This window comes from Actinomadura sp. J1-007 (assembly GCF_009793335.1).
In the GTDB taxonomy this organism is placed as follows: Bacteria; Actinomycetota; Actinomycetes; order Streptosporangiales; family Streptosporangiaceae; genus Spirillospora; species Spirillospora yumaensis.
Genome location: NZ_WING01000001.1, coordinates 1919987 through 1945626, shown reverse-complemented (window position 1 = coordinate 1945626; position 25640 = coordinate 1919987). Strand labels below are relative to the sequence as shown.

Annotated in this window: 25 protein-coding genes and 1 tRNA gene; 17 read left to right on the top strand and 9 right to left on the bottom strand. The window is 71.7% G+C overall.

Annotated elements, in window-relative coordinates; all coding sequences use genetic code 11:
• Nucleotides 1–1206 precede the first annotated feature (1206 nt).
• Both GEV43_RS08745 and GEV43_RS08740 read right to left on the bottom strand, forming a co-directional pair.
• Nucleotides 1207–1584 carry an FmdB family zinc ribbon protein gene (locus GEV43_RS08745; protein WP_160820239.1) on the bottom strand — a complete coding sequence of 126 codons (378 nt, stop codon included), beginning with the start codon at nt 1582–1584 and terminating at the stop codon, nt 1207–1209.
• Between the two features lie 605 nt (nt 1585–2189).
• On the bottom strand, nt 2190–3677 hold the full coding sequence (locus GEV43_RS08740) for a potassium/proton antiporter (protein WP_160820238.1): 1488 nt from the start codon (nt 3675–3677) through the stop codon (nt 2190–2192).
• Between the two features lie 154 nt (nt 3678–3831).
• Here GEV43_RS08740 and GEV43_RS08735 point away from each other — a divergent pair, with 154 nt between their 5' ends.
• The gene (locus GEV43_RS08735; RefSeq protein ID WP_160820237.1) at nt 3832–4188 is read left to right on the top strand and encodes a hypothetical protein; all 357 of its coding nucleotides are present in this window, start codon (nt 3832–3834) and stop codon (nt 4186–4188) included.
• Here GEV43_RS08735 and GEV43_RS08730 read toward each other — a convergent pair.
• On the bottom strand, nt 4175–5164 hold the full coding sequence (locus GEV43_RS08730; protein ID WP_160820236.1) for a D-isomer specific 2-hydroxyacid dehydrogenase family protein: 990 nt from the start codon (nt 5162–5164) through the stop codon (nt 4175–4177). The genes GEV43_RS08735 and GEV43_RS08730 overlap by 14 nt on opposite strands.
• A gap of 132 nt (nt 5165–5296) precedes the next feature.
• Nucleotides 5297–5878 carry a 5-formyltetrahydrofolate cyclo-ligase gene (locus GEV43_RS08725; RefSeq protein WP_160820235.1) on the bottom strand — a complete coding sequence of 194 codons (582 nt, stop codon included), beginning with the start codon at nt 5876–5878 and terminating at the stop codon, nt 5297–5299.
• 33 nt (nt 5879–5911) lie between these two features.
• Here GEV43_RS08725 and galU point away from each other — a divergent pair, with 33 nt between their 5' ends.
• The 4 genes from galU to GEV43_RS08705 are packed head-to-tail and all read left to right on the top strand — an operon-like array spanning nt 5912 to nt 9051.
• Nucleotides 5912–6838 (top strand): UTP--glucose-1-phosphate uridylyltransferase GalU, encoded by a 927-nt coding sequence (gene galU, locus GEV43_RS08720; protein WP_160820234.1) that lies wholly within the window; start codon nt 5912–5914, stop codon nt 6836–6838.
• Nucleotides 6839–6866: 28 nt separating this feature from the next.
• A complete protein-coding gene (glp, locus tag GEV43_RS08715) occupies nt 6867–8075 on the top strand; it encodes a gephyrin-like molybdotransferase Glp (protein WP_160820233.1) in 1209 nt (402 codons plus the stop codon).
• Nucleotides 8072–8566: a cyclic pyranopterin monophosphate synthase MoaC gene (gene moaC / locus GEV43_RS08710; protein WP_160820232.1), complete on the top strand. Its 495-nt coding sequence runs from the start codon at nt 8072–8074 to the stop codon at nt 8564–8566. The genes glp and moaC overlap by 4 nt, the downstream gene beginning before the upstream one ends.
• Complete coding sequence (locus GEV43_RS08705) at nt 8563–9051, top strand: molybdenum cofactor biosynthesis protein B (protein ID WP_160820231.1); 489 nt, start codon at nt 8563–8565, stop codon at nt 9049–9051. The genes moaC and GEV43_RS08705 overlap by 4 nt, the downstream gene beginning before the upstream one ends.
• Nucleotides 9052–9329: 278 nt before the next feature.
• Here GEV43_RS08705 and GEV43_RS08700 read toward each other — a convergent pair whose 3' ends face one another.
• Together GEV43_RS08700 and GEV43_RS08695 are read right to left on the bottom strand one after the other, a co-directional pair.
• Nucleotides 9330–10532 carry a serine hydrolase gene (locus GEV43_RS08700; RefSeq protein ID WP_160820230.1) on the bottom strand — a complete coding sequence of 401 codons (1203 nt, stop codon included), beginning with the start codon at nt 10530–10532 and terminating at the stop codon, nt 9330–9332.
• Between the two features lie 140 nt (nt 10533–10672).
• Nucleotides 10673–11458 (bottom strand): DeoR/GlpR family DNA-binding transcription regulator, encoded by a 786-nt coding sequence (locus tag GEV43_RS08695; RefSeq protein WP_160820229.1) that lies wholly within the window; start codon nt 11456–11458, stop codon nt 10673–10675.
• A 189-nt stretch (nt 11459–11647) separates the two neighbouring features.
• Between GEV43_RS08695 and GEV43_RS08690 the strand changes: the two genes are divergently transcribed.
• The 9 genes from GEV43_RS08690 to GEV43_RS08650 all read left to right on the top strand — a co-directional run bounded on the left by GEV43_RS08690 (nt 11648) and on the right by GEV43_RS08650 (nt 19025).
• Nucleotides 11648–12631 (top strand): SIS domain-containing protein, encoded by a 984-nt coding sequence (locus tag GEV43_RS08690; protein WP_241682833.1) that lies wholly within the window; start codon nt 11648–11650, stop codon nt 12629–12631.
• 11 nt (nt 12632–12642) lie between these two features.
• On the top strand, nt 12643–13932 hold the full coding sequence (nagA, locus tag GEV43_RS08685) for an N-acetylglucosamine-6-phosphate deacetylase (protein ID WP_309239537.1): 1290 nt from the start codon (nt 12643–12645) through the stop codon (nt 13930–13932).
• A gap of 8 nt (nt 13933–13940) precedes the next feature.
• Entirely contained in the window at nt 13941–14849 is a 909-nt protein-coding gene (locus tag GEV43_RS08680; RefSeq protein ID WP_309239536.1) for a hexose kinase, read from the top strand.
• Nucleotides 14837–15673 carry a class II fructose-bisphosphate aldolase gene (locus GEV43_RS08675; RefSeq protein ID WP_160820227.1) on the top strand — a complete coding sequence of 279 codons (837 nt, stop codon included), beginning with the start codon at nt 14837–14839 and terminating at the stop codon, nt 15671–15673. The genes GEV43_RS08680 and GEV43_RS08675 overlap by 13 nt, the downstream gene beginning before the upstream one ends.
• Before the next feature lie 91 nt (nt 15674–15764).
• Nucleotides 15765–16394, top strand: coding sequence for a GNAT family N-acetyltransferase (locus GEV43_RS08670; RefSeq protein ID WP_160824403.1), 630 nt, complete (start codon nt 15765–15767; stop codon nt 16392–16394).
• 229 nt (nt 16395–16623) lie between these two features.
• Nucleotides 16624–17175: a hypothetical protein gene (locus GEV43_RS08665; protein ID WP_160820226.1), complete on the top strand. Its 552-nt coding sequence runs from the start codon at nt 16624–16626 to the stop codon at nt 17173–17175.
• A gap of 50 nt (nt 17176–17225) precedes the next feature.
• A tRNA-Ala gene (locus GEV43_RS08660) sits at nt 17226–17299 on the top strand.
• 631 nt (nt 17300–17930) lie between these two features.
• Nucleotides 17931–18353 carry a hypothetical protein gene (locus GEV43_RS08655; protein ID WP_160820225.1) on the top strand — a complete coding sequence of 141 codons (423 nt, stop codon included), beginning with the start codon at nt 17931–17933 and terminating at the stop codon, nt 18351–18353.
• 177 nt (nt 18354–18530) lie between these two features.
• Nucleotides 18531–19025, top strand: a complete 495-nt coding sequence (locus tag GEV43_RS08650; RefSeq protein WP_160820224.1) for a DUF3558 family protein — start codon at nt 18531–18533, stop codon at nt 19023–19025.
• Between the two features lie 576 nt (nt 19026–19601).
• Here the strand turns inward: GEV43_RS08650 and GEV43_RS08645 are convergent.
• Nucleotides 19602–20810: a hypothetical protein gene (locus GEV43_RS08645; RefSeq protein WP_160820223.1), complete on the bottom strand. Its 1209-nt coding sequence runs from the start codon at nt 20808–20810 to the stop codon at nt 19602–19604.
• Between the two features lie 392 nt (nt 20811–21202).
• Between GEV43_RS08645 and GEV43_RS08640 the strand changes: the two genes are divergently transcribed.
• Nucleotides 21203–21457: a hypothetical protein gene (locus GEV43_RS08640; protein ID WP_160820222.1), complete on the top strand. Its 255-nt coding sequence runs from the start codon at nt 21203–21205 to the stop codon at nt 21455–21457.
• 208 nt (nt 21458–21665) lie between these two features.
• Here GEV43_RS08640 and GEV43_RS08635 read toward each other — a convergent pair whose 3' ends face one another.
• Together GEV43_RS08635 and GEV43_RS08630 are read right to left on the bottom strand one after the other, a co-directional pair.
• On the bottom strand, nt 21666–21959 hold the full coding sequence (locus tag GEV43_RS08635; RefSeq protein ID WP_160820221.1) for a hypothetical protein: 294 nt from the start codon (nt 21957–21959) through the stop codon (nt 21666–21668).
• The gene (locus GEV43_RS08630; protein WP_160820220.1) at nt 21959–22900 is read right to left on the bottom strand and encodes an MFS transporter; all 942 of its coding nucleotides are present in this window, start codon (nt 22898–22900) and stop codon (nt 21959–21961) included. Before GEV43_RS08630 ends, GEV43_RS08635 begins: the two co-directional genes overlap by 1 nt.
• Before the next feature lie 613 nt (nt 22901–23513).
• Here GEV43_RS08630 and GEV43_RS08625 point away from each other — a divergent pair.
• Both GEV43_RS08625 and GEV43_RS08620 read left to right on the top strand, forming a co-directional pair.
• Entirely contained in the window at nt 23514–24938 is a 1425-nt protein-coding gene (locus tag GEV43_RS08625) for an MFS transporter (RefSeq protein ID WP_160820219.1), read from the top strand.
• Between the two features lie 219 nt (nt 24939–25157).
• On the top strand, nt 25158–25628 hold the full coding sequence (locus tag GEV43_RS08620; protein WP_160820218.1) for a VOC family protein: 471 nt from the start codon (nt 25158–25160) through the stop codon (nt 25626–25628).
• Nucleotides 25629–25640: the final 12 nt, after the last annotated feature.

The following is a 25640-nucleotide window of genomic DNA, read 5'->3' as shown; positions in this document are numbered from 1 at the left end:
GTCGGCGCGGGCGGCGAGATCTCGGCGCGGTGGGCGCGGCGTGGCGAGGCCGAGGCTGGCGACAGGGCGCTAATTTATCTCGTATCTAGAGTCTCTCTATAAGAGAGCTATGTCAGGCCCGAAGATCGCGCGCTTGCGGGAAACGTTTCGGAGGGCGGCCGCGGCTGGGGTTGCGGGCTGCGGTTGCGGGCTGAGGTTCCGGTGCCTTCGGCGTCCGGTCTGCTGGTGCGAATGCTGCGTTCACGGGGGTCGCTCCGGCCAACGGGGGCGTTCGTGCTGACGACGTCATCGTGATGGAACGAGACGGGCGAACGCGTCGGGCGCGAGAGGGCAGCCGCGCTACCCCATCGGAAGCAGGGCAGGGCGCGGCGCTACCTCTGAAGATGTAGCCCGGCAGGCCCGGCCCGCGACGGGCATGAGCGTGCGGACGGAGTGACGAGAACGATCAAGGACGGCGACCCGGTGGTCTGGGGGATGGGTGCAGATCGCGGTGGGGTGCCTCGGGTCGTTACCGTTCACAGGTCCCGACCAGCGGTTCTATGATCGTCGGCCGGTAGCGCGGACGGCTCCGGCCGACCTGCCCCGGCGGAGCCGCGGCACGCGCTCGCCGGGCTGCTCGATCGCGTCGGCCGTCCCCGCCCGTACATCTGGCCGCGCACTACGCCGACCTTGCGCGCCGGGGCGGCCTGCATCTCGCGTATGACCGTGGATGGGAGCCTGTCCGGACGCGGCTCAGGGCTCGCACCTCCCCGGTTGGCGGGGGCTCCGGGCTGGCATCTCCGGTTGGGGGCGCTCCGCGCTCGCATCGGTTGGCGGGCGCTCCGGGCCCGCGCCCCCGGTTGGCGGGCGTTCCGGGCGGGCACCCCCGGTTGGCGGGCGCTCCGGGCTCGCACCGGTTGGCGGGCGCTATGGGAGTCCCTCCGCTTGGCGGGGCTCAGGGTGTTGTACCGGTTGGCGGGCGCTGAGGGCTCGCACCGGCTGGGGAGTGAGAGGCCTGCGACGGAGCGCTTCTCGGCTCCTGCTGCTTGTGCTGGAATACGCGGGCCTATCGCGCAGACGACCTGTTTACGCGGGGGTCTGCGGGCGCGGGAGGGAGGCGAGGGGGTGGGTATGGCGATGACCGGAGGGGCGGGCCGGCGGTGGGTGCCGGGCCGGGCCTCCGGTCATCGTGGAACGTACGGGCCTGGGCTGCGGAGAAGCCCGAGGTCAGGCGACCTTCTCGCCGGACGAGGACGACGAGGACGACGAGCCGCTGCTTCCGTTGGAGCCGCTGCCCGACGACGACTTCGTGTCGCTCGACTTGGCGGAGTCGCCCGACGAGGACGAGGACGACGCGTCGTTCGAGGACGACGATCCGTTGGACGAGCCGTTGGACGAGGCGCCTACCGTCGAGGACGAGGAGCCCGAGCTGCGGCTGTCGGTGCGGTAGAAGCCGCTGCCCTTGAAGATGATCCCCGCGGCGGAGAAGACCTTGCGCAGCTTGCCGGCGCATGCGGGGCACTCGGTCAGCGCGGCGTCGCTGAACTTCTGCACGACCTCAAGAGGCTCGCCGCACTCGGTGCAAACGTACTGATACGTCGGCACGGTTCCTCCTCGCTGACTCAGCCCGGCGGGATCCGGGCTGGCACTCACTCCGAACGACTGCTAATGGTACCCAGATGTGGAACGGGATTCGCCCCGGGTCCATTCCCGGCGGCCGGACGTGGCGTCCGAGCGGGCCGGGCAATGGGCCCGAGCGGCCCGGACAACGGGGGTCCGAGCGGGCCGCATACCGGGCCCGAACGGCGGGCGCGGGGTCCGAGCGGCCCGGACAACGGGGGTCCGAGCGGGCCGCATACCGGGCCCGAACGGCGGGCGCGGGGTCCGAGCGGGCCGGACAACGGGGCCCGAACGGGGCGGGCGCGAGGGCCTGAGCGAGCCGAGTGCGGGGGTCCGAGCGGGCTGGACACGGGGTCCGAGCGGGCCGCGCGCGGGAGTCCGAGCGGGGTGGACGCGGCGTGCGAGCGGGCTGGACGCGGAGTCCGAGCGGGTCGCACACGGGGACCGAACGGGGCGGGCGCGAGGGCTCAAGCGAGCCGGGTGCGGGGTCCGAGCGGGCCGGACAACGGGGTCCGAGCGGGGCGGGCGCGGCGTTCGAGCGGGGCGGGCGAGGTGCCGGATGTCGCGTCGAGCGGGGCCGGGCGGGGGGTTCAGGTGCCGTCCTCGCCGAACCAGCCCGCGAGCTTGCCGCGCCGGCTGACGGCGCGCAGGCGGCGTTCGGCGGCCTCGCGGACATCCTCTGTGGTCACGACGAGGAGGGTGTCGCCCGTCCGCAGGGACGTGGTGGACTCGGGGACGAAGCTGGACCCGTCCCGGACGACCAGGGTGATCGAGGCGCCCTGGGGGAGGCGCAGCTCGAAGATCTCCACGCCGTTCATCCGGGAGTCGGCGGGGACGCGGACCTCCAGCAGGTCGGCGTGCAGTTCCTCCAGGGGCGCGGCCTCGACGTTGAGTTCGCGGGCCTCGTCGTCGCTCTTCAGGCGGCACCAGCGGGCGACCAGCGGCAGTGTCGGCCCTTGGAGCAGGGTGAAGACGACGACGATGTTGAATACGATCGCGAAGAGCGTCCCGGAGCCGGGCACGTCCTCCACCATCGGGATCGTGGCGAGGACGATCGGGACGGCGCCGCGCAGCCCGGCCCACGACGCGAAGACCTTCTCGCCGAGCGTCATCCGGAAGCCGATGGTCGACAGCGCGACCGACACCGGACGGGCGATCAGCAGCAGCACGAACCCGATGACCAGGGCGGGCACGATCTGCGCGGGCAGGTCGCTCGGCGAGGCGAGCAGGCCCAGCATCACGAACACGCCGATCTGCGCCAGCCACGCGATGCCCTCGGCGAAGCCGCGCGTGGCGGGACGGTGCGGCAGCCGCGCGTTCCCGAGCAGGAGCGCGCTGACGTAGACGGCGAGGAACCCGCTGGCGTGCAGCAGCGTCGCGCCGCCGTACGCGCCGACCGACAGCGACAGCACCGCGATCGGGTACAGGCCGGACGCGGGCAGCGCGACGTGCCGCAGGGCGAACGCGCCGAGCCAGCCGACGAGGATGCCGATGAGCCCGCCCGCGATCAGCTCGTACACCATCACGCCGAACAGTTCGGGGAGGTTCGGGACGCCGCTGTGGTGGGCGCTCAGCGTCACCACGACGATCACGACCGGCGCGTCGTTGAAACCGGACTCGGCCTCCAGCAGGCCGGTCAGCCGGGACGGCAGCGGCAGCCGGCGCAGCACGGAGAACACGGCGGCGGCGTCGGTCGGCGCGAGCACCGCGGCCAGCAGGAACGCCAGGCGCCAGTCCATGTCGAGCAGCCACATCGACGCGCCCGCGACCACGCCGATGCTGATCAGCGTGCCGAGGGTGGACACCACGAGCGCGGCGGGCACCGAGGGCCGCACGTGCCGCCAGTTCGTGGTGATGCCTCCCTCGGCCAGGATCAGGACGAGGGAGGCCAGGCCGAGCGTCTCGGCGAGCTCGACGTTGTCGAAGTTGAGGTGGAACGGGCCGCCCTCGCCGATGAACAGCCCGATGCCCATGTACGCGAGCAGCGTCGGGAGGCCGAGGCGGTGCGACAGTCGTACCGCGGCGATCGCGCAGAGTACGAGCGTGGATCCGAGGAGTAGCCAGATGTCGAGGTGCACATCCCATCCTTCGGGGCCGTCCGCAACTGATCGTTTAGGAATCCTACAGATTCATGCCGGAATCGCACATTTGTGGTTGAGGGACGGCGCGCCGCGACCGGCAGAGCGCGGCACGATCACCCCGCCCCCGCGCTGATCGCCGCATCGATCGCCCGTGCTGGCCGTCCGCGCTGACCCGTCCGCATCGACCGTCCGCGCCGTTCGCTCGGGCCGTTCGCTGGGGCTGACCGCTCGTGCCGTTCGTCCGTGCCAGCCACCCGCGCCGACCGTCCGCGCCGACCGTCCGCGCCGACCGTCCGCGCCGACCGTCCGCGCCGACCGTCCGCGCCGGCCGTCCGCGCCGGCCGTCCGCGCCGGCCGTCCGCGCCGGCCGTCCGCGCCGGCCGTCCGCTCGCACCAGCCGCTCGCGCCGTTCGTCCGTGCTGACCGCACGCACCTGCCCCCGCTCAGCCTTCACCAGCGCCCGGGCGCGCGCAGGGCCGCGCGTCCGGGGGTGATCATCGTCGTCTGATCTGCGGGTTTACCCCGTTGACGACGTTCTCCACCTGGCGGCCCTCGACGGCCGCCACGACGTTGTCGCGCACCGCGGACACGATGTTGAGCTGCGCCTGTGCCGAGCCGCCCGCCGCGTGCGGGGAAAGCAGGACGTTCTCGTGTGAACGGAGCGGATGGTCATCCGGCGGCGGTTCCTCGTCGAACACGTCCAATGCCGCCCCGGCGAGCTTTCCGGAATCCAGTGCCTCCAGCACGGCGCCGTCAGGCGCGATGCCGCCGCGCGCGACGTTCACCAGGAGGGCCCTGTCGGGAAGGAGTGCGAGGCGGTCGCGGTCGAACAGTCCGCGCGTCTCGTCGGTCAAGGGCAGCGCGAGGACGAGGATGTCGGAGTTCGCGACGAGGTCGTCCAACTCGCGGTACGTCGCGGTGGCGTCGGGGCGCGGACGGCGCGTCCAGTACGAGACCGCGCAGTCGAGCCGTTGGAACAGCCGTGCCGCCTCCGCGCCGATCGCGCCGTACCCGACGATTCCGACGCGCTGCGAGTGAATCTCCCTGGGACCGCGGGCCAGAACGTCCATCTGAGGCCATCCGCCCTGGCGCGTCGCGCGGTCTCCCCACACGAGGTTGCGGCACAGCGCGAATGCGCTTCCCACTGCCCATTCCGCGACGGCCCGCGCGTTGGCGCCCGCCGCGTTCGCGACCGGGACGCCCGCGTCAGCCAGGGCCGCGACGTCGATGCTGTCAGTGCCGACCGACGGCATCTGGACGAACGCCAGGTGCGGTGCGGCGGCCACAGCGTCGGCGTCCAGGGCCAGCGCGCCCGTGAAGTCTCCGATCACGATTTCCGCGTCGGCCAGCGCGGCGTGCAGGCCGTTCCGGTCCCGGGTCTTGGGGAACGACACCTCCGCCTCGTTCTCCACTGGCGCGAAGAGCCCGCGCACCAGATCCTCCCCGAGCGGGGGCAGCGAGAGAATCCGCCATGGCATCGTCATGAGCAACCATCTCGTTCCGCAGAAACGCCGTCGGCGCGTGGGTTCGGTGATCTCGCAGATTAGGCGAAGCGCGCAAGGCTTCCGGAGTCTCGCAGGTCAGGCAAAGCGCGCAAGGCTCCCGAAACTCGCGGATCAGGTGAAGCGGGCGAGGCCCCCGGAAGGGGTGGCCGCCGCGCGGACGCGCCGGTCGTGCGCTTCGGCGGGGACGGCGTCGACCAGTTCCGGGTCGTACAGCAGCGCGATCGTGAGGATCGCCGGGCCGACCCTGGCCAGCGCGCGGTCGTACGAGCCGCCGCCGCGCCCGAGGCGCGTGCCCGTACGGTCGACGGCGACCGCCGGGGCCAGGACCACGTCGGCGCTGCATATGGCGTCGCGTCCGCGCGGGGGTTCGGTCGGGTGCCACAGCCCGCGCGGTCCCGGTTCGAGCGACTCGGGTCCTTCGTACGAGGCCCAGTCGAGGTCGCCGTCCGGCAGCAGGACGGGGACCAGCACGTACGTGCCGCGCTTCCAGAGCGCGAAGAGCAGGCCGCGCGTGTCGGGCTCGGCGCCGATCGACATGTACGCCGCGACGGTGCCGGCCATCTCGACCTCCGGCAGCGACAGCAGCGTGTCGCGCAGCGAACGCGCCGCCGCGGCGCGCTCCTCGGGGAGCATGGTCGCGCGCCGGGCCAGCGCTTCGGCGCGGAGCCGGGATTTCGAGTCGATGTCGTGCACGCTGTGGTCCTCGGGGATAGCTAGGGTCTCTACATGGCCGACATAGCACCTGTACTCAAGGCGGTCGTCCCCGCGGCCGGCCTCGGTACCCGATTCCTGCCCGCCACCAAGGCGACGCCAAAGGAAATGCTGCCCATCGTCGACAAACCGGCGATCCAGTACGTCGTCGAGGAGGCGGTCGACGCCGGACTCACCGACGTGCTCATGGTGACCGGCCGGAGCAAGCGGTCCATCGAGGACCACTTCGACCGGGCCTACGAGCTGGAGGAGGCGCTGCGCGCCAAGGGGGACGACGAGCGCCTCGCGGCCGTCCGCGAGTCCAGCGACCTGGCCATCATGCACTACGTCCGGCAGGGCGAGCCCCGCGGCCTCGGCCACGCGGTGCACTGCGCCCGCCAGCACGTGGGCGACGAGCCGTTCGCGGTGCTGCTCGGCGACGACATGATCGACGCCCGCGACCAGCTCCTCAAGCGCATGATCGAGGCGCGCGGCCAGTACGGCGGCAGCGTGGTGGCGCTGATGGAGGTCGCGCCCGACCAGGTCTCCTCGTACGGGTGCGCGGCGATCGAGGCGACCGACGAGGACGACATCGTCCGCATCACCGACCTGGTCGAGAAGCCGTCGCCCGAGGAGGCGCCGTCCAACTGGATCATCATCGGGCGGTACGTGTGCGACCCGGCGGTGTTCGACGTGCTGGAGAAGACCCCGCCGGGGCGCGGCGGCGAGATCCAGCTCACCGACGCGCTGCGCACCCTCGCCGACACTCCCGCGGACGCGGGCGGCGGCGTGTACGGCGTGAAGTTCCGCGGGCGCCGTTACGACACCGGCAACAAGATGGAATACCTGCGGACCGTCGTGCAGTTCGCGTCCGAACGTCCCGATCTGTCGGCCGAGTTCATGGAGTGGCTGCGCGAGTTCGTCCGCGACCATGACGGCGCGGGCACGTCCGGGAACGCGTGACGGCACGCCAGACTGGGGGACCGTGAGCATGAGAACGGTCGACGAGCACCTCGCGGAGATCCTGGACGGCGTGCCGCTGCTCGCGCCGCTGGAGCTGGCCCTGCTGGAGGCCGAGGGCGGCGTCCTCGCCGAGGACGTGACGGCGCCTGTGCCGCTGCCGCCGTTCGACAACTCGGCGATGGACGGCTACGCGGTCGTCGCCGCCGACATCGCCGCCGCGTCCGAGGCCGAGCCCGCCGTGCTGCCCGTCATCGGCGACATCGTCGCGGGCGACCCGGCGGTCTCGGCGATCCGGCCGGGCCTGACGGCGCGGATCATGACGGGCGCCCCGCTGCCCGCCGGCGCCGACGCGGTCATCCCCGTCGAATGGACCGACGGCGGCGACGCCACCGTGCGCGTCTCGCGCGCCGCGCCGCCGGGCAACTACATCCGCCGCGCAGGCGAGGACGTCCTCGCGGGGCAGACCGTCGCCGCGACGGGCACGCGCCTCGGCGCGGCGCAGCTCGGCATGGTCGCGGCCGTCGGACGCGCCCGCGTGCTCGTACGGCCGAAGCCGCGCGTGGTCGTCCTCTCGACGGGCACCGAGCTGCGCGAGCCGGGCACGCCGCTCGCGCCCGGCGAGATCTGGGACTCCAACAGCTTCATGCTGACGGCCGCCGCCGCCGAGGCGGGCGGCGTCGGCTACCGGCAGGCGACCGTCGGGGACGAGCCCGGCACGGTCCTGCGGACGCTGGAGGACCAGCTCGGGCGCGCCGACGCGATCGTCACGTCCGGCGGCGTGTCGATGGGCACCCGCGACGTCGTCAAGGAGGTCCTGACGGGGCACGGCACCGTCGCGTTCCACAAGGTGCGCATGCGGCCGGGCAAGCCGCAGGGGTTCGGCCTCCTCCAGGGGACGCCCGTCTTCACGCTTCCCGGCAACCCCGTCAGCGCGTACGTGTCGTTCCAGGTGTTCGTGCGCCCGGCGCTGCGCGCGATGCAGGGGCTTCCGCCCGAGCCGCTGCCCACGGTCAGCGCCGTCCTCGCCGAGGACGTGAAGTCGCCGGCGGGCATCCGCCACTATCTGCGCGGCCGGCTGTCGTTCGCCCGCGGCCACTACGGGGTCGCGCCGGCGGAGGGGCAGGGCTCGCACCAGCTCGCGGCGCTGTCCGCCGCGAACGCCCTCATCGTCCTGCCCGAGGACGCCGAGGCCCTGCCCGCGGGCACGCACGTCGACGTGATGAGGTTGCCGTCATGAGCATGGGATCGGAATTCACGCACCTGGACGAGGCGGGCGCCGCGCGCATGGTCGACGTGTCGGCCAAGAACGTCTCGGCGCGCTCGGCGACGGCGACCGGGTTCGTCCGGCTGTCCCCGCACTGCGTCGCGCTGCTGCGCGCGGGCGACATCCCGAAGGGCGACGCGCTGTCGGTCGCGCGGATCGCCGGGATCATGGGCGCCAAGCGCACGCCCGACCTCGTGCCGCTGTGCCACCCGATCGCCCTGCACGGCGTGAAGGTGGACCTGTCGGTCGAGGACGGGGGCGTCGCGATCGTCGCGACGACCCGTACCGCCGACCGGACCGGCGTCGAGATGGAGGCGCTCACCTCCGTCGCCGCCGCCGCGCTCGCCCTGATCGACATGGTCAAGGCCGTCGACCCCGCCGCCGTCATCACCGACGTGCGGGTGGAGGAGAAGCTCGGCGGCAAGACCGGCGCCTGGCGCCGTTCCGATGAGGAGCGCGCATGATCCGTGCGATGGCGGTCACCGTGTCCAACCGCGCGGCCGCGGGCGTCTACGCCGACAAGTCCGGACCCGTGCTGGTCGAACTGCTGGAGGACCTCGGCTGCCAGGTGGACGGCCCCGTCGTGGTCGCCGACGGCGAACCCGTCGCCGGGGTCCTGCGCGACGCGGTGGACGGCGGGTACGACGTGGTCGTGACGACCGGCGGCACCGGCCTCACCCCGACCGACGAGACCCCGGAGATGACCCGCCGCGTCATCGAACGGGAGGTCCCGGGCCTCGCCGAGTCCATCCGGCAGGAGGGACGCGACGCGGTCCCCACCGCGATCCTGTCGCGCGGCCTCGCGGGCGTCGCGGGCCGCACCCTCATCGTCAACCTGCCGGGCTCCACGGGCGGCGTCCGCGACGGCATGGCCGTCCTCGGCCCCGTCCTGGCCCACGCCGTGGACCAGATCGCCGGCGGCGACCACCCCCGCCCCACCCACTCCTGACCCACGCACGGTCCTGAGGCGCGCGGGCCGGGCGCTCTGACCCGGGCGCCCTGAGCCGCGCGCCCTGAGCCGCGCACTCCTGGCCCGCACGTCCCTGAGGCGCGCATTCCTGACGCGCGCGGGTCGGGCGTGTGGCCGCGCGACCCTGCGACCCCGCGGTCCGTAGGCCGGGCGAAAGTGAGGGGAGGGAACGGGCCCGCACGGGCCCGTTCCCTCCCCTCACCTCACCTCGCCGCGCCGGGGGCGGCGGGCGGTCCCGCCGTTGGCGGGGTGCCGCGTCAGCGGCAGAACGCGATCTCGGCGGCCTTGGCCAGGTGGTCGCGGAACGTCTTGTCCTGCTCCATCCTCTGGTCGTTGTCGTTGTAGGTGATCACGGCCTGGCGGCGGCCGTCCGGGCTGGTGTAGGTCCAGGTGCGGTAGCCGGGCCAGCCGCCGTCGTGGCCCCAGGCGTCGCCGCACGCGAGCTTCATCTTGGTGACGCCGAGGCCGTAGTCCTGCTCCAGGCCCTCGTCGACGACGTGCCGCGTCTCGGTGAGCTGGCGCTGCTGCGCCTTCGGCAGCAGCCGTCCGGTGAACAGCGCCCGGTGGAAGCGCGCGACGTCGTCCACCGTGGAGATCATCCCGCCGGACGTCCACCCGCTGGACGGGCTGATCTCCGTGCTGACGTCGCCGAGCGAGCCGAAGTAGCCGTGCACGTACGGGCGGGGCATGGCGCGCGTCGTCGGCATCGAGGTGTGCCGCAGCTTGAGCGGCTTGATGATCCGCCGCTTCAGCTCGTGCGCGAACGAGTGCCCGGTGGCCTTCTCGACGATCATCCCGGCGAGGATGTAGTTGGCGTTGGAGTAGTGCCACTCGTCGCCGGGCTCGCTCAGCGGCGGCTGCTCGGTGGCCATCGCGATCAGCTCCTCGTGCTTCCAGTCGCGCCGCGGCTCGCCCTGCACCCGCGGGTCCAGGGCGTACTCGCGCAGGCCGCTGGTGTGCTGGAGGAGCTGCCGGACCGTGATCTTCCGGCCGTCGTTGCCGTTGGCGCGGACCAGGCCGGGCAGCCACTTGTCCACGGTGTCGTCCAGCGAGACCTTCCGCTCCGCGACCAGCTTGAGGACGACCGTCGCGGTGAACGACTTGGTCACGCTCGCGATCCGGAAGTGCAGCCGCGGGTCCATCGGCCGCCCCGTCGCCTTGTCGGCGACGCCGGCGGTGACGTGCGAGACGCGCGTCCCGTTCCGGGACATGATGATCACGCCGGGCTGGCCGTCGGCGACGAGCCGCTGGGCGGCGGCCTGGAGCCCGCGCGGCGCTCCGTGCCGGGCGTCCTGCGCGCCGCGGGCGGACGCCGCGAGCGCCGAGCCGGTTCCGGCGGTGGCGACGACCGGGGCGAGCACGCCGAGCGCGGCGGTCCCGGCGGCGACCGTGATCGCGGCGCGGCGGGCGCGGCCGCCGGCGGTGCGGGCGGGACGGGGGCCGGAGGGGGCGTTCGTCATGATGTCTCTCCTGCTGATCGGTCGCTCTCGCTTACGTGATCAACAGTGGCGGACCGCCGCGTCCCGGTTAATGGCCCTGAACACCGAGCGGGGGGTGTACCTAGGCACACCCCCCGCGCGGACGCCGCGCACGGCGGCGGTCAGGCGCGGATGACCTGGACGCCCGCCTCGGCGAAGCCCTCGGCGGTGGACTCGGGGACGGTGCCGTCGGTCACCAGGACGTCGATCTTCGAGGTCTCGCAGATCTTGGCGAACGCGCGGCGGCCGACCTTGGAGCCGTCCGCGACGACGACGACCTGGTCGGCGCGGTCGGCCATCAGCCGGTTGACGTCGGCCTCGCCCTCGTTGTGGCAGGTGGCGCCGTGCTCGACGTCCACGCCGTTCACGCCGAGGATCACGATGTCGAGGGTGACGTGGTCGAAGATCCCGGTGGCGAGCGGGCCGGTCAGCTCGTAGGACTGGGGGCGCGGCACCCCGCCGGTCAGCACGATCTTCACGTGCGGGCGGACGGCGAGCTCGTTGCCGATGTTGAGCGCGTTGGTGACGATCGTGATCGCGGGCGCGCCGCCCTCGGCGTGCAGGTCGGCGCGGGTGGCGAGGACCCGGGCGACCTCGGACGTCGTCGTCCCGCCGTTCAGCCCGATGATCGAGCCGGGCCGGGCCAGCTCGGCGGTGGCGGCGGCGATGCGCTGCTTCTCCGAGGCGTTCCGGGCGCTCTTGTAGCGCAGCGGCAGGTCGTAGCTGACGCTCTGCGCGACGGCGCCGCCGCGGGTGCGGGTCAGCATCTGCTGCTGGGCGAGCTGGTCGAAGTCGCGGCGGATCGTGGCCGCCGAGACGTTCATCCGGGACGCGGCCTCCTCGACCGTCAGCTGCCCGGCGTCCGCGAGCACTTCGAGCAGCGCGTTCCAGCGCTCATGCCGGGTCACACGGGTCCCCTTTCGTACGGTTCCGCGCGGCGGCGCGCGAAACGCGATCACGTGCGGCGCGCGCACGCGAGGCGAGGCCCCGCGCGGCTGGGCGCGCGGGCGAGGTCACACAGGATTGTAGCGATGCTCACTCTTGTTCTTTTGTGCACTATCTTGCTATAAATCAAGCAATAACGAGCATATCTGTGCATGGGGAAGGTGACAATGACGAACGCCCCGCAGGTCGGTGGGCACACCGAGAACGAGATCGCGAGCCAGCCCGGCGTCTGGCGCCGCGCGGCGGGTTCGGCCGCGGACCTCGCGCCGGCGCTGCCCCGGGCGGGCGAGCGGGTCGCGGTCGTGGGCTGTGGCACGTCGTGGTTCGTCGCGCAGTCGTACGCGGCGCTGCGAGAGGGGGCCGGCCAGGGGGAGACCGACGCGTTCGCCGCCTCGGAGTTCCCGCACGGCCGGGCGTACGACCGGGTGCTCGCGCTGAGCCGCTCCGGCACCACCACCGAGGTCCTGGACGTCCTGCGCCGGGTCCGTGGAACGATCCCGACGGTCGCGATCACCGCCGACCCCGGCACGCCGGTGATGGACGCCGCCGACGATGTCGTGGTCCTCGACTACGCCGACGAGCGCTCGGTCGTGCAGACCCGTTTCGCCACGACCCAGCTCGTCCTGCTGCGCGCGCACCTCGGCGAGGACGTGTCCGCCGCGATCGAGGACGCCGGGCGCGCCCTGGCCGAGCCGCTCCCGCGCGGGGCGGCGGAGGCCGAGCAGTTCACGTTCCTCGGCCGCGGCTGGACGGTCGGGCTCGCGCACGAGGCCGCCCTCAAGATGCGCGAGGCCGCCGGGGCGTGGACGGAGTCGTACCCGGCGATGGAGTACCGCCACGGCCCGATCAGCATCACGGGCCCCGGCCGCGTCGTCTGGTCGTTCGGCGAGCCCCCCGCCGGCCTCGCCGACCAGGTCGCGCAGGTCGGCGGAACGATGGTCGCCGGGTCCCTCGACCCCCTCGCCGACCTGATCCGCGCGCAGCGCCTCGCCGTCGCGATCGCCCGGTCCCGCGGCGCCGACCCCGACACCCCCCGCAACCTGACCCGTTCGGTCATCCTCACGCCCGGGACCGGTGCGTCGGAGTCCGCCGCGTCGGGCGCGGGGAGCGCGGCCGAACGCGGGGGCGGGGCGTGACGCAGGCGGCCGTGACGAGCCTGACGAACGCGCGCCTGGTCCTCCCCGGCGGGGTCCGCCGGGGAGGACTCACCGTCGATGCGGCGAACGGCCGCATCACCGACGTCACGTTCGATCCGGAGCCCACGGGCGCGGGAGACGGCGTGGCCGAAGGACGGCGTCCCGTTCCAGCGGAGGGCGAACGAGCGGACGCCGCAGCCGACCGTGACGTTCGCGGAAATCAGCCCGTCACGCGACCGCGGCAGGGCGAAACGGTCGTGGATCTGGACGGGCAGTACGTCGTCCCCGGATTCGTCGATATGCACGTTCACGGCGCCGCCGGGGCCTCGTACCAGACGGGACGCGCGGACGACGCGCTGCGCGCAGTGGAACACCATCGGGCGAACGGCACGACCACGACGATGGCCGGGCTCGTCACCGGTTCCGAACGCGAGTTGCGCGACGCCGTCGCCGCGCTGGCCGAACTCGCAGCCGACGGACTGATCGCGGGCGTTCACCTGGAGGGCCCGTACCTCGCGGCGTCGCGTTGCGGCGCGCACGACCCGGGCCTCCTCCGCGACCCGGACCGCGAGGAGTTCCGGAGGCTGCGCGCGCTCGGGCGCGGCCACCTCAAGATGATCACGGTGGCGCCCGAGCTGCCCGGCGCGCTCGACCTCGTCCGGGACGCCGCGGACGCGGGCGTGGTCGCGGCCGTCGGCCACACCGACGCGACGGCCGAGACGACCCGCGCGGCGTACGACGCGGGCGCGCGCGTGGCCACGCACCTGTTCAACGCGATGCGGCCCCTGCACCACCGCGAGGGCGGCCCCGTCACGGCCTCCCTCACCGACCCCCGCGTCACCGTCGAGCTGATCAACGACGGCGTCCACATCGCCCCGGATGTGGCCCGCCTGGTCTTCGCCGCGACGGACGGCGCCACGCCGGGCGGCGGCGCCGGGACGGGCGGCGGGAGCGGGCGCGTGGCGCTGATCACCGACGCGATGGCCGCGACCGGGATGGGGGACGGCGACTACACGCTCGGCGTGATGAGCGTCAGGGTGCGGGACGGCAAGGCCCTGCTGGCGGACGGCTCGTCCATCGCGGGCAGCACGATCACGATGGCCGACGCGTTCCGCCGCGCCGTGACCAGCGTCGGCGTGCCGATCGAACGCGCCGCCGAGGCCGCGTCGCTCACCCCGGCGCGCGCGCTCGGCATCGCCGACCGCGTCGGTTCGCTCGACGCGGGCAAGGCCGCCGACCTCGTCGTCCTCGACGGCGACCTGGCCGTCGCCCGGGTGATGAAGGGCGGCCGCTGGCTGTGATCCTCACCGTGACCCTGAACGCGGCGCTCGACGTGACGTACGAGCTGGACGCGGTCGCCTGGGGCGGTTCCAACCGCGTCGGGTCCGTACGGCGGCGCGCGGGCGGAAAGGGCGTCAACGTCGCGCGCGTCGCCGCCGCCCTGGGAGAGGACGTCGTCGCCACCGGCTTCGCAGGCGGAGACATCGGAAACCTCATCCGCGCCGACCTCGAAGCCGCGGGCCTACGCCACGACCTCTTTCCCGTAGCCGGTACGTCGCGAAGCACGCTCACCACCGTCGAAACAGCAAGCGACAGCAAGGCGACCGTCTTCAACGAGCCCGGACCGCACATCAGCCCAGGGGAGTGGGAGCCGTTCCAGGAGCACTTCAGGCGGCTGGCCGAATCAGCGACCGTCGTCGTGATTTCCGGGAGCCTGCCCCCAGGAGTGCCGAACGACGCGTACGCCACGCTCGCAAGCCAGACGGACGCTCCCGTCATCATCGACGCGGACGGCCCGACGCTCTCCGCAGGTGCGGCGGGCCGTCCCGCCCTGATGAAGCCCAACGCCGAAGAACTCACCAGGGCGACCGCGACGACGACCCCTCAGGCAGGCGCCGCCGCCCTGCGAGCCGCCGGAGCACACGCCGTCCTCGTTTCGCTGGGTGAGGACGGGATGCTCGCCGTCACCCCCGACGGCACCTGGCACGCCCGTCCGCCCCACTCCGTCGAGGGCAATCCCACCGGAGCGGGAGACGCCGCCGTTGCCGCCGCAGCGCGCGCTCTGTCGGCCGGAGATTCCTGGCCCGAACTCCTGCGGCACGCCGTAGCCCTCTCGGCCGCCGCCGTACGAGCCCCCGTGGCGGGCGATTTCGACGCCGCCACCTACACCCGCTTCCTCCCGCGGGTCAGCATCGAAGGAGACCCATGCCCCTCGTAGGAACGGGCGAGATCGTCACCCCCGCCGCCGCGTCCCGGCACGGCGTCGGCGCGTTCAACGTGATCCAGCTCGAACACGCCTCCGCGATCGTCGCCGGCGCCGAACAGGCGAACGCCCCCGTCGTCCTCCAGATCAGCGAGAACTGCGTCAAGTACCACGGCACCGCCGCGCCGATCATCGCCGCGTCCGTCGCCGCCGCGTCCGGCGCGTCCGTCCCCGTGGCCGTCCACCTCGACCACGCCACGTCCCCCGACCTCGTCCGCGAGGCGGTCGGGCTCGGCTGCGGCTCGGTGATGTTCGACGCGTCCACCCTCCCGTACGGCGGCAACGTCTCCGCCACCGCCGAGATGGCCGCCTGGTGCCACGAGCGCGGCGTCTGGGTCGAGGCGGAGCTGGGCGAGGTCGGCGGCAAGGACGGCGTGCACGCCCCCGGCGCCCGCACCAAGCCGGACGAGGCCGCCGCCTACGTGGCCGCCACCGGCGTGGACGCCCTCGCCGTCGCCGTCGGCAGCTCGCACGCCATGCTCACCCGCGACGCCGCCCTCGACCTGGACCTCATCGCCGAACTGCGCGCCGCCGTCCCGGTGCCGCTCGTCCTGCACGGATCCTCGGGCGTCCCGGACGCGACCCTCGCCGCCGCCGTCGAGCGCGGCATGACCAAGATCAACATCGCGACCCAGCTCAACAAGGTCTTCACCGCGGAGGTCCGCCGCGTCCTCGCCGAGGCGCCCGACCTCGTGGACACCCGCAAGTACCTCGGCCCGGCCCGTTCCGCCGTGGCCGGCGAGGTGGCCCGCCTCATCGGAGTCCTGAACCCCCGCTGAGGCCCACGGACCTGCATCCGGACGTGAAAATGTCAGTGACAATTGATGGCGTCCGGGCGCCGGACCAGGGAATCATGGAGCCGTGGAACGATTGCGGGGTTGGCCGGTCTCCCTCTCCGAGGGGCCGGTCGGGCTGCGCCCCCTCAAGCACAGGGACGCCGCCACCTGGCGCGAGCTGCGCGTCCGCAACGCCGAATGGCTGCGCCCCTGGGAGCCCACCAACCCCGAGACGCCCCTGTTCCGCAGCGGGCTCGGCCCCTACGTCAGCATGGTCCACACCATGCGGCGCGAGGCCCGCCAGGGCCTCGCGCTGCCGTGGGTGGTGACCTACGACGAACGGTTCGCGGGCCAGCTCACCATCGGCGCGATCGTCTGGGGCTCGGCCCGCTCCGCCCAGATCGGCTACTGGGTCGACCGGCAGGTGGCGGGCCGCGGCGTGACCCCCACCGCCGTCGCCCTGGCCGTCGACCACTGTTTCTTCACCGTCGGCCTGCACCGCGTCGAGGCCAATATTCGGCCAGAGAACGCCGCGAGCCGCCGCGTCGTCGAAAAGCTCGGATTCCGCGAAGAGGGAATTCGCCGGCGGCACCTCCACATCGACGGCGCCTGGCGCGATCACATCTGCTACGCCCTCACCGTCGAGGACGTTCCCGGCGGCCTGCGCGCCCGCTGGCTCGCCGCCCGTAACCAGGCATTTCCCCGTTCGTCCTCGTCCCCCTGACACTTGGGACCGCCCTGACTTTCCACCGCGTAAGAATCCTGCGATCGAGAAGACTCGGCAAACAGAGAGTAACGGCGGGATCGATCTCGCGACACACCGCCCCTTATGCTCGTCAACCGCTGACAGCGGCTCGTACCGTGCGGGGCGTGACCCTGCTCCCATTGCACGTGCGCGCGCCGAAAGTCGGTCCGCCAATTCGCCGTGCCCTGGGACACTCGGCGGTGAGCCCATGAGCAGCGCCGTCCTTTACCTCGCCATCGTCGCCGTCTGGGCGATCGTCCTCGTCCCCATGTGGCTGCGCCGCGACGGCGAGGCCACCGGGATCCACCGCCTCCTCCACAAGCGCCCCGCCGAGGAGGAGCCCGCCGCCTCCGAGGAGGAGCCCGCCGAACCCCCGGCCGAGCAGCCCCGCCCCCGCCCCCGTCCGGGCCGCGCCGCCGTCATCGCCCGGCGCCGCCGCCGCACGTCCGGCCTCACCCTCCTGCTGCTCACCACCGCCGTCATCGTCGCCGCCGGCCTCGCCCCCTGGTGGATCACCCTGCCCCCGGCCCTCCTGCTGGGCGGCCACCTCTCCCTCCTCCGCGTCGCCGTCGGCATGGACGCCGCCCGCCAACGCGAAGCCGCCGCCGCGGCCGCCGCGGCTGCCCGCGCCGCCGCCGAAGCCCGCGCCGAAGAGGCCCGCCGCGAGGAGGCCGCCAACGCCGAGATCATCGAACTCGTCCCGTCCCCCGACGAGGTCTTCGACCAGTACGCCGACGACCGCCGCGCCGTCGGCGAGTGAAACCCGATGCGCGAAGCACCCCCGAAGTTTGCTAACCTTACGGAGTCCTTGGGGCTGTAGCGCAGTCCGGTAGCGCACCTCGTTCGCATCGAGGGGGTCAGGGGTTCAAATCCCCTCAGCTCCACCCAGGTCAAAGGCCCTATTCTCCGCCAAGGGGATGGGGCCTTCTCCGCGTTCGGGAGACGATTGGGAGACGATCTTAGTTTCCCGCTCCCGAAGGGGCCCGTAGCGCATCCAGCAACGGTACGGGTGACCGAGGACACATTGCCGCCCGCGTCGCCAAAGCGGTTTCCCAGCGCGCCTGGAGCGCGGCCTTGAGCGAGTCCCGCATGTGCCGTACGCGGTCTGCGGCAGGCAGGCTGCGTGCCCGCGCGGCAGCGGCGAACTCGACACGCGCACCGACCTGGGCCTGGGCATCGCGCCGCCGCCGTGGATGATCGCCCGCTGTGTCGGCCGGATCTGCCGCCGCTCCAACCCGGAAGGTCCGATCGCCGGACGGCCGAGCCAGCGGGAGGTCCACGGCGCTGAGGAGCTGTTCACCTACGAGCCGCGCACCGCCGGCCTCCTCCAGGCCGGCCCGACGGCACCGAGACCACCCCGACGCGGATGGTCGACAGTGCCCGCCCGGTCGTCGGCGCGGTTTACGCCGCCGTCCGCCACGAGCTGGACGCGCTCGCCGGGATCCGAGAGGTGCGCGGCCGCCCGCGCACCGAGCGGTACGGGGCGGGGTGCGTCCATTGCTGGATTGTCTGGCCTTGCCCGACCTGGCCGGCGACCCTCACGGACGACGAGGCCCGAGAACGATCGGTCGGCTGGCGGAGTTGCGCGTCGGGCAGACCGAGGAGGAGGCCATGTCGACGGTGTCAGTGCAGGTCACGGCTGTCACACGAGCTCAGTCGGCGCTGAGGGAGATCGGTGCGAAGGATCGTGATGTGCACGATCGGCTGCTTGCCGCCTTCGGTGATCTCGTCGCGGCGGTGCGCGATCTTCGGGACGTCTTCGCCCGTCCCAATCGCGGCGTGACCGACCCCGACGGGTCGGCGGGCCGCACCATCGCGGCGCTAGGCGTCGCTGACAGCATGCAGCACGTCACTGAGCGGGCCAGGGTCCGGCGGCAGGCCGCCGACGCCGTCGGCGTGCACGCGTGCGGGGCGATCCCGTGGCGCCCAGGTAGCTGAGCCACCCACAACCGCCCGATTGACACGGCCTCGGTCGGCTAACGTGATGACGGTTGGGTGTCGCTAGGCGGTGACCAGCGCCCGCAGCGGTGCCGTCGCCCTGGCAACGCGTTCCGCCGGGAGGGGTCCCGAGCGGCGCTGCCACAATCACCGCGTGAGTGTCGGCTGGAGGCTTCGGTGGCTGGCCGTCCCGCTGGCGGGCGCTGCGGGGGCCTCGTCCTAACGGGCTGTGGGCCGTCGACCCCGCAACAGCGAGCGGACGACAAGCTGGACGAGCTCGCCAAGGCCCCCTGCACGATGATCTCGAAGCAACGACGGCAGTCCCTCCAACTGGAACAGCTGTCCGCTCACACCGCGCATCCGCACAGCTGCGGGTGGTACAGCGACTCGGAGCCAAGGCCCTATCTGCTCGCCTTCGAGGCCAATCCGTCAAAGGAACGGCAACAGGAATACACCCGCAACCACAAGCTGACGAAGATCACGGTGGAGAATTACGCCGTCACGCAGGTAACGACCCTGATCGCGAACACGACCTCGTGCGCCAGCATCGTGAACTTCGATGACGACCACGGCTTCATCGTGAACGTCATCGAGGCGGACACTTCCGATGCGTGCGTCCTCGCGAAGGCATATGCGAGATCGACGATCCTCCTCGTGCAGGGAGCGGGCTGAGTCGCTGCCCGACGGCCCCACAGACGAGTGAGCACGCCAGCGCCTCCGGAAGGTAGCGCGCGAGAACGCCGCAGCCGGTCTTCCCATGCCCGCGTACGCCGCCACACACAACTGCTCGGCAGCAACGGGTTCCGAGCATTGGCTGAAGTTGCCGGACTGCATGAGAGGCTGCCAGGTTCAAGGGCGTGCGCACCCTGCGCCCTTTACGTTGGTCTATGACGCGGAAGTCGTCGAGGTTCCGGCCCGTACCGCGTTCACCGGCCGGCAGAATCGCTTTCGCCTGATGCCGACTCTTCTCATCGCGTAGATAGTCGATAAAGCCGCTGATTCTGCTTCAGGGATCGTTGTCTGCATCGTCAAGGGCGGTACAGCGACGCCGTCATGGTCTACGCGCCACGCGCTGAATCGCGCTCAATAACGGCCAACCTCCGAGGCAACCAGACGTTTGCGGCAACCGAGGCCGTCAGCTCGCCGAACGCCTCGCGGTCCTGTGTTTCGGCGTAAAGGGCGAACTGGGCGGCTAGATCGCGCAGCTCGACACGATCGAGGTCGTTGCGAAAACAGTACGACGACGGTTCAATCCCGCGCCGAACGGGGCGCGGTAGCACGTGCTATCTGCGCTGCCTGCTCCTGGGCACGATCGCGCCTCTTCGTCAACGAGGGCTCGAGTACGGCCAATTCAGTCCAGATGCGGACTGCCTGACGGGCCAGTTCCGCGGCCTCGGCGGCGGGCGGGAGCCCCTCGCAGCCGGGGATGACGAAAGAGCAGAAGAACTCGTGCTCAGGTGTCTCCCTCCAGGGCAATCTGTTGCGAGCGGCACGGGGGTGCTCGGCAATCATCTCGGCGAGGCGCATGCGGAGGACGCCGGCCAGGGCGACGCGTTCCAGGGCCGTGACGGGACCGGCGTGCGCAGCATCGAGCGCATCGTCGCCGGACCGCTCGAAGGATGCGAGGGGGCTCTCACAGTGGGGGTCGAGCCGGTCCACCGGCGGCAACTCTTTCACCTGGGCCACCCGCGCGGCATCGCCCTCTGTGGGATCGGCGAGGTGGGCTCCGGTCAATGCCTTGCGGGCATATCTCACGGCGAAACGCGGGCTGAGCGAGCGGCTGATCGTGGAAATGCCCTCTTCGCCCAGCGCGCCCAAGGCGAAACAGGCCGCGGTGCTATCGGAGGCCCGGGAGTTCGCAGCGCCGTGGCGCAGCAGGGAGGCATGGACTATGTGGAATGCGAGGCTGCGATGGTATTCGGAGGCGGCGCGGTGGACACGGCCGCGCGCCAGGAAGCCGCGCGCTTCCACGGCGGCGGAGAGGGCCACCTGGAGAGAGTGCTCTGGTTCCCGCTGTTCGTCCGGCGGACCAGATCGGGTCGTGGTGCCTTTCAGGCGTTTGCGTGAGGCCACTACGGCCAGGTGACCCACAACGAGCAGGACGATGATGGCCAGCCACCGCCGCGTGTCATTCACCCATCCGATCAGTCCGTCCCACGGCGACGCGGCGACGACTACCGCGGCGGACGCCCATACCAGGTAGGGCCGCGACCTGTACTGAGGGTTCACGGTGTCCTGGACTTCCAACAGCACTGCCGCCGACAGAAGGAACAGGGCGGTGACAAGGATCTCGCCGTCCGCGCCGCTGAAAAGGATCCCCGCGCCGCCCGCGGCGAAAGCGAGCCCGACACTTGCTTTCAGCGCGTCCTGCCAGTCTTTCGCGCCCATGGGAATCACCAGCATGGCCAGGATCAGCAGGGCGTCGAGGAAAACCGGCCACGACCATGTCACCTGCATGCCCCACCGTCCTCACTTGCGCGGCAGGCCGCCGGTCGCGGTTCCGCTCCCGAACCGGGTATCGGGTCTCAGGCCACCACCGCGATGTCGGCGAACTCCCTCGTGCGATGACCTTAGGGAGAAATCGCGGGAGGGGTCCCGACGGCAGCCGAATCACCAGGTCCGCTGTGCACTCAGTGCACTAGGGGACAGTCCGTGACTCGCGATGCCGGCCAGCTCCTAGGTCTGGTGTGCCCTGCCCCCTGCCCCCTGCGCCCTCGGGGATGGGCCCTCTCCAGAGAAACCCGACGAGGTCATGCCATCGCCGCCCCCGGGAAGGGAGGGGGGCCGCGCACGCCGGGGACTGCCGCGTCTACACCTGGCACACCGACCATGATGAGAACGGGGAGCCGGTGCAGCGCACCCGCGACCACTCCGGCGCCGAGGCCGCCCGCGACCGAGGCATCTGCGCCTCGGAGGTCATCGACGAGCTGGACGACATGATCATGACCTTCCTCGCCCGCGCCTGGTGCGCTGTTGGCGGCGCGGCGATGGCCGTTCAGGCTTCGTCAGAGGGATCTACCGCGGTCACGGAGGCTGCCAGGGTGAACAGCGACGGTGAACTGGTCGCAGGTCGTTGCGGCTGTTCCTCGTCCGGGGCGAGATGAGCGGCGCGTTGCCGCTGGGCGGCCAGATCGATTGGCGTCGAGCGGGACCGCAGTTCGTGGCCGCTCCGCGGTGCGAAGCGGGCGCAGGCCGCCGTGGGTGACGGCCCTGCGGTCGGACGCTGTTACGTGTCGCGCCGTTGCCGTCCGGGCGCGCCGCGCCCCTCTTCGGCTGGCGTCGTCAACGCCATCAGTGCCGCCCGGATCGGTCTCAGTCGTCTGCCGAGTTGCCGTGCGGGTTGATTCGCTTCCTGTCGTGCATGAACACCAGGCATCCGACAATGGTGAGGGCCGCGGCGATGATGCCGGTGAGGGCGAAGGCGCGGCCTGTATCGAAGGTGGTCACGGCCGTGCCGGCGAGGGCGGCGCCGATGCCGGCTCCGGCGTTGCACGCCACTCCGGTGAGAATGGCCGTGTGCGTCTTGGCCGCGGCGCTGGATGCGAGCGTGTCGGCCAGCAGGTACGCGGTAAGGACCGCCGGGCCCATCGCGGCGCCGACCAACATCAGCAGGCGCCCCCGGCGAGGGGCAGGCCGTCGGCGGCCGCCATCGCCATCGCGCCGACCGCCATGGCAAGGCTCAGGACCATGAAGCGGCCACGGGCGTCCGACCGCCAGGTGCGCCGACCATAGAGGAAGGCTGCGAAGGCGCTGCCCAGGGCGAAAACAGCGAGCAGACCGCCCGACAACGAAGCGTGGCCGCTTCTTTCTGCGACGGCGGGGACGATGACTTCGATCGCGCCGACCGTGTAGCCAACGCCCATGAAGACCACGAGCATCCACCTCACTCGGGTCACGGCCGCTGCCATGCTCTGACCCCCGACCGCCTTTTGTTCGGCGGTCGTCCCGTGCCGTGCGTCCGCGGCGGAAGACATCAGAAGGCCGCCCGTTACGCAAATGGCTCCACCGGCCAGCACTGCCAGCCCGGCACCCTTCAGGGCGACCATTCCTGCTGCGACCAACGGCCCGAGGACCAGTGTCGTCTCCTCGACGATCGAGTCCAGGCCGAAGGCCCGTGGCAGCCATTGCTCGGGCAGTTTGCGCGACCACCCGACTCTCATAAGCGCGCCGAAAGGCGGCGAAGCGCACCCGGCCACGCCCATCAGGATGAGGAAGGGCCACGGCTGGTTGGTCCAAGCACCGGCCGGCAGCATCAGCAGCAACGCCGTGCCGCTCAGCACGGACATGATCAGCAGCGCCGTTCGGTGTCCCAGCCGGACGGACGCCCAGGAACGGACCGGGCCTGCGACCACGGTGCCGATCGAGTACGCCGCCATCGCCAGGCCCGCAGTGGACAACGATGCCGATGCGTTGACGAACAGCACGACTCCGACGGGGATCGTCCCTATGGACATCCGGCCGATCAGCGCCCCAGCGAACAGCCGTGGAACGCCAGGTGGCGCAAGAAGTTGCCGGTAGCCGGGTGCGGCTCCCGCGGCCTCGTCCACCTCGCCGCACCTCCTGTCGATGACGTTCGTTCCGTCCGGCCTTGGGTGAGAGAGGGTACGCGCTCTGAGTCGACCTTAGACGTTGGCCCTGAAGTGTCCCGCCGATGGGCAGAAAACCAGGGATCGCCTCAAATTTGTTGCAATGCGTTTTCTTGAGTTTCCTCGCGCACGATAATTCGGGCAGTCGAGCCTGTGAAGGGAGAAGTGGCAGGCTTTGATTGGTTCCGGTGACTGATGCAATTTTTGCTAGCACGGGACTCCCCGGCCGGGTTAGCGCCCGGCGCTCCGCAGGAGGCGAGGACGGCGGGGGCAGTGGGGGTGGTCGCGCGGGGGCGGGCCTCGGTGATCAGGCGGTGGATGTCGCGGGGTGGCCCGGGGGTGTGGTGGGGACGCGAGTGCGGCTGGGGGCTCGCTTGACAGGGATAAACGGGAGGGGGGTATATTTCCTCGTCGATACCCCCGGGGTGTATAGGAGACGGACATGTGCGGCTGAGTGGTGGCGAGTTCTGACCGTGAGCGCGGAGATCCCCTCGCGGTCGTCGTCCTGACCTCGATCGACCGTGCCGGCGGTCCCCGCCGCCGGCGTCGCCATGGATGCGAAAGGAACCGCGTCATGTCCTCCCCCGACCCCAGGCGCTGGTGGGCGCTCGCCGCGCTCGCCGCCGCCCAGTTCATGGTGATCATGGACACCTCGATCATCGGCGTGGCCCTGCCCGGGATGCAGCGCGACCTCGGGTTCAGTCCCGGCGGGCTGCAATGGGTGTTCAACGCCTACGTGGTCGCCTTCGGCGGGCTGCTTCTGCTCGGCGGACGGCTCTCGGACCTGCTCGGCGCACGCCGGGTCTTCGTGGCCGGCTGGCTCGTTCTCATCGGCGGCTCGGTCATGGCCGCCGCGGCGAACGGCGCGGCCGTGGAGGTCGCGGGCCGTGCCGTCCAGGGCGTGGGCTCCGCGCTCATCGCACCTGCTGCGATGACCCTGCTGATGGTGCTGTTCTCCGGTCAGCCGAAGGAACTGTCCAAGGCCATGGCCTTCTACGGCGCCGCCGCCCCGGCGGGCGGGACCGCGGGCGTGTTCCTCGGCGGAGTGATCACCGAATGGCTGAGCTGGCCGTGGGTGTTCATCATCTACGTCCCGATCGGGCTGGTGATCCTCGCGGTCGTCCCGTTCCTGCTTCCCGCGGTGCCCGGGCGCCGTACCGGGCTCGATGTGCTCGGCGGGGCAGCCGTCACGGCGGGTCTGGCCCTGGCGGTGTACGCGATCGTCCAAGCTCCCGAAGAGGGCTGGAGTTCGTCGAACACCCTCCTGCGGCTGGGCGGGGCGGTGCTGCTTCTGGCCGCGTTCGTGGCCGTCCAGCGCTCCCTGCGCAACCCGCTCATGCCCCTGGCGATCTGGCGCACCCCCGACCTGGCCGCCGCGAACCTGTCCATGGTCCTGCTGGGCGCCGCGTGGATCCCCATGTGGTACTTCCTCAACCTCTACCTTCAGCAGGTCCTCGGGTACGGGGCGTTCTCCAGCGGCGGGGCGCTGGTCCCCATGACGGCGCTGATGATGCTGCTCATGGTCACCGTCACCGGACGGCTCATCGCCCGCTTCGGCACCCGGCCCCTCATCGTCACCGGGCTCGCCGTGCTGGCCGCAGGGCTGGGCGTGCTGTCGCTGATCGAGCCCACCGGCGGGTTCCTCACCGACGTCCTGCCCGGCTCGCTCATCTCGGCCGTCGGGATGTCGCTGGTCTTCATCCCCGCCACCATGGCCGCGATCGGTGGCGTCACCCCGGACCGGGCCGGGCTCGCCTCGGGGATCGTGAACACCACCTACCAGATCGGCTCCGCCATCGGCCTCGCGGTCATCACGGCGCTGGCCACCTCGCAGGGGGCGGACGAGCTCAGCGATCCGGCCGCGCTGACCGAAGGCTTTCAAGCGGCCTTCCTCGGCGCCGCCGGGGTCGCTCTGGCCGGAGCCGTTCTCGCCCTCATCACCCTGCGAACGCGTCGTCCTGCGGTCGCCGAACCCGTTCGGGAGGCCGTCGACGCCTGACCCCACGTCCGAGATCGCGGGGTCGCCTTCGAGCGGCCCCGCTCCTTGGGCGGTTGGAGGCTGGCGGCGCGGGCTGCCGGGGCATGGGGTCGTACGGCGGGTGCTAGGTGTTCGGTCGCGTCCAGCAGGAGGTCCGGTCAGTTGACGGATGCGGCGCTCATGCCGGTGCTTGCAGGCTGGTGAACGAAGCTGGACACCATTGAGAGCAGGGGCAACACGATGAACACCGATACTCGCCGCATTCCCGACCGCTACGGATACGCCGCCATCGCTCACGTCATGGTGGACGGCGCGGACGCGGCGATCTCGTTTTATGCCCGGGCCTTCGGCGCGCAGGAGCTCTTCCGGATCGCCGGTCCCGATGGGAGCATCATGCACGCCGAGATCAGCATCGGCGGCTCCGTCATCATGGTGGGCGATGCGGAGGCTCCTTTCCAGAGCCCCGCTCGGGCGGGTGGCACGACGGTCGCCCTGCATGTCTTCGTTGAGGACGTCGATGTGCTCTACGCGCGGGCGCTCGATGCCGGTGCCGAGTCCCTCCAGGCGCCCGCGGACATGTTCTATGGAGCCAGGCAGGTCATGATCAGGGACCCCTTCGGGCACGTGTGGGCGTTCCTCACCCAGCGGGAAGACGTCCCGCCGGAAGAGATCGCTCGCCGCGGAAACGAACTCCTCGGTTCCGCGGGCTAGGTCCTGTCCGGT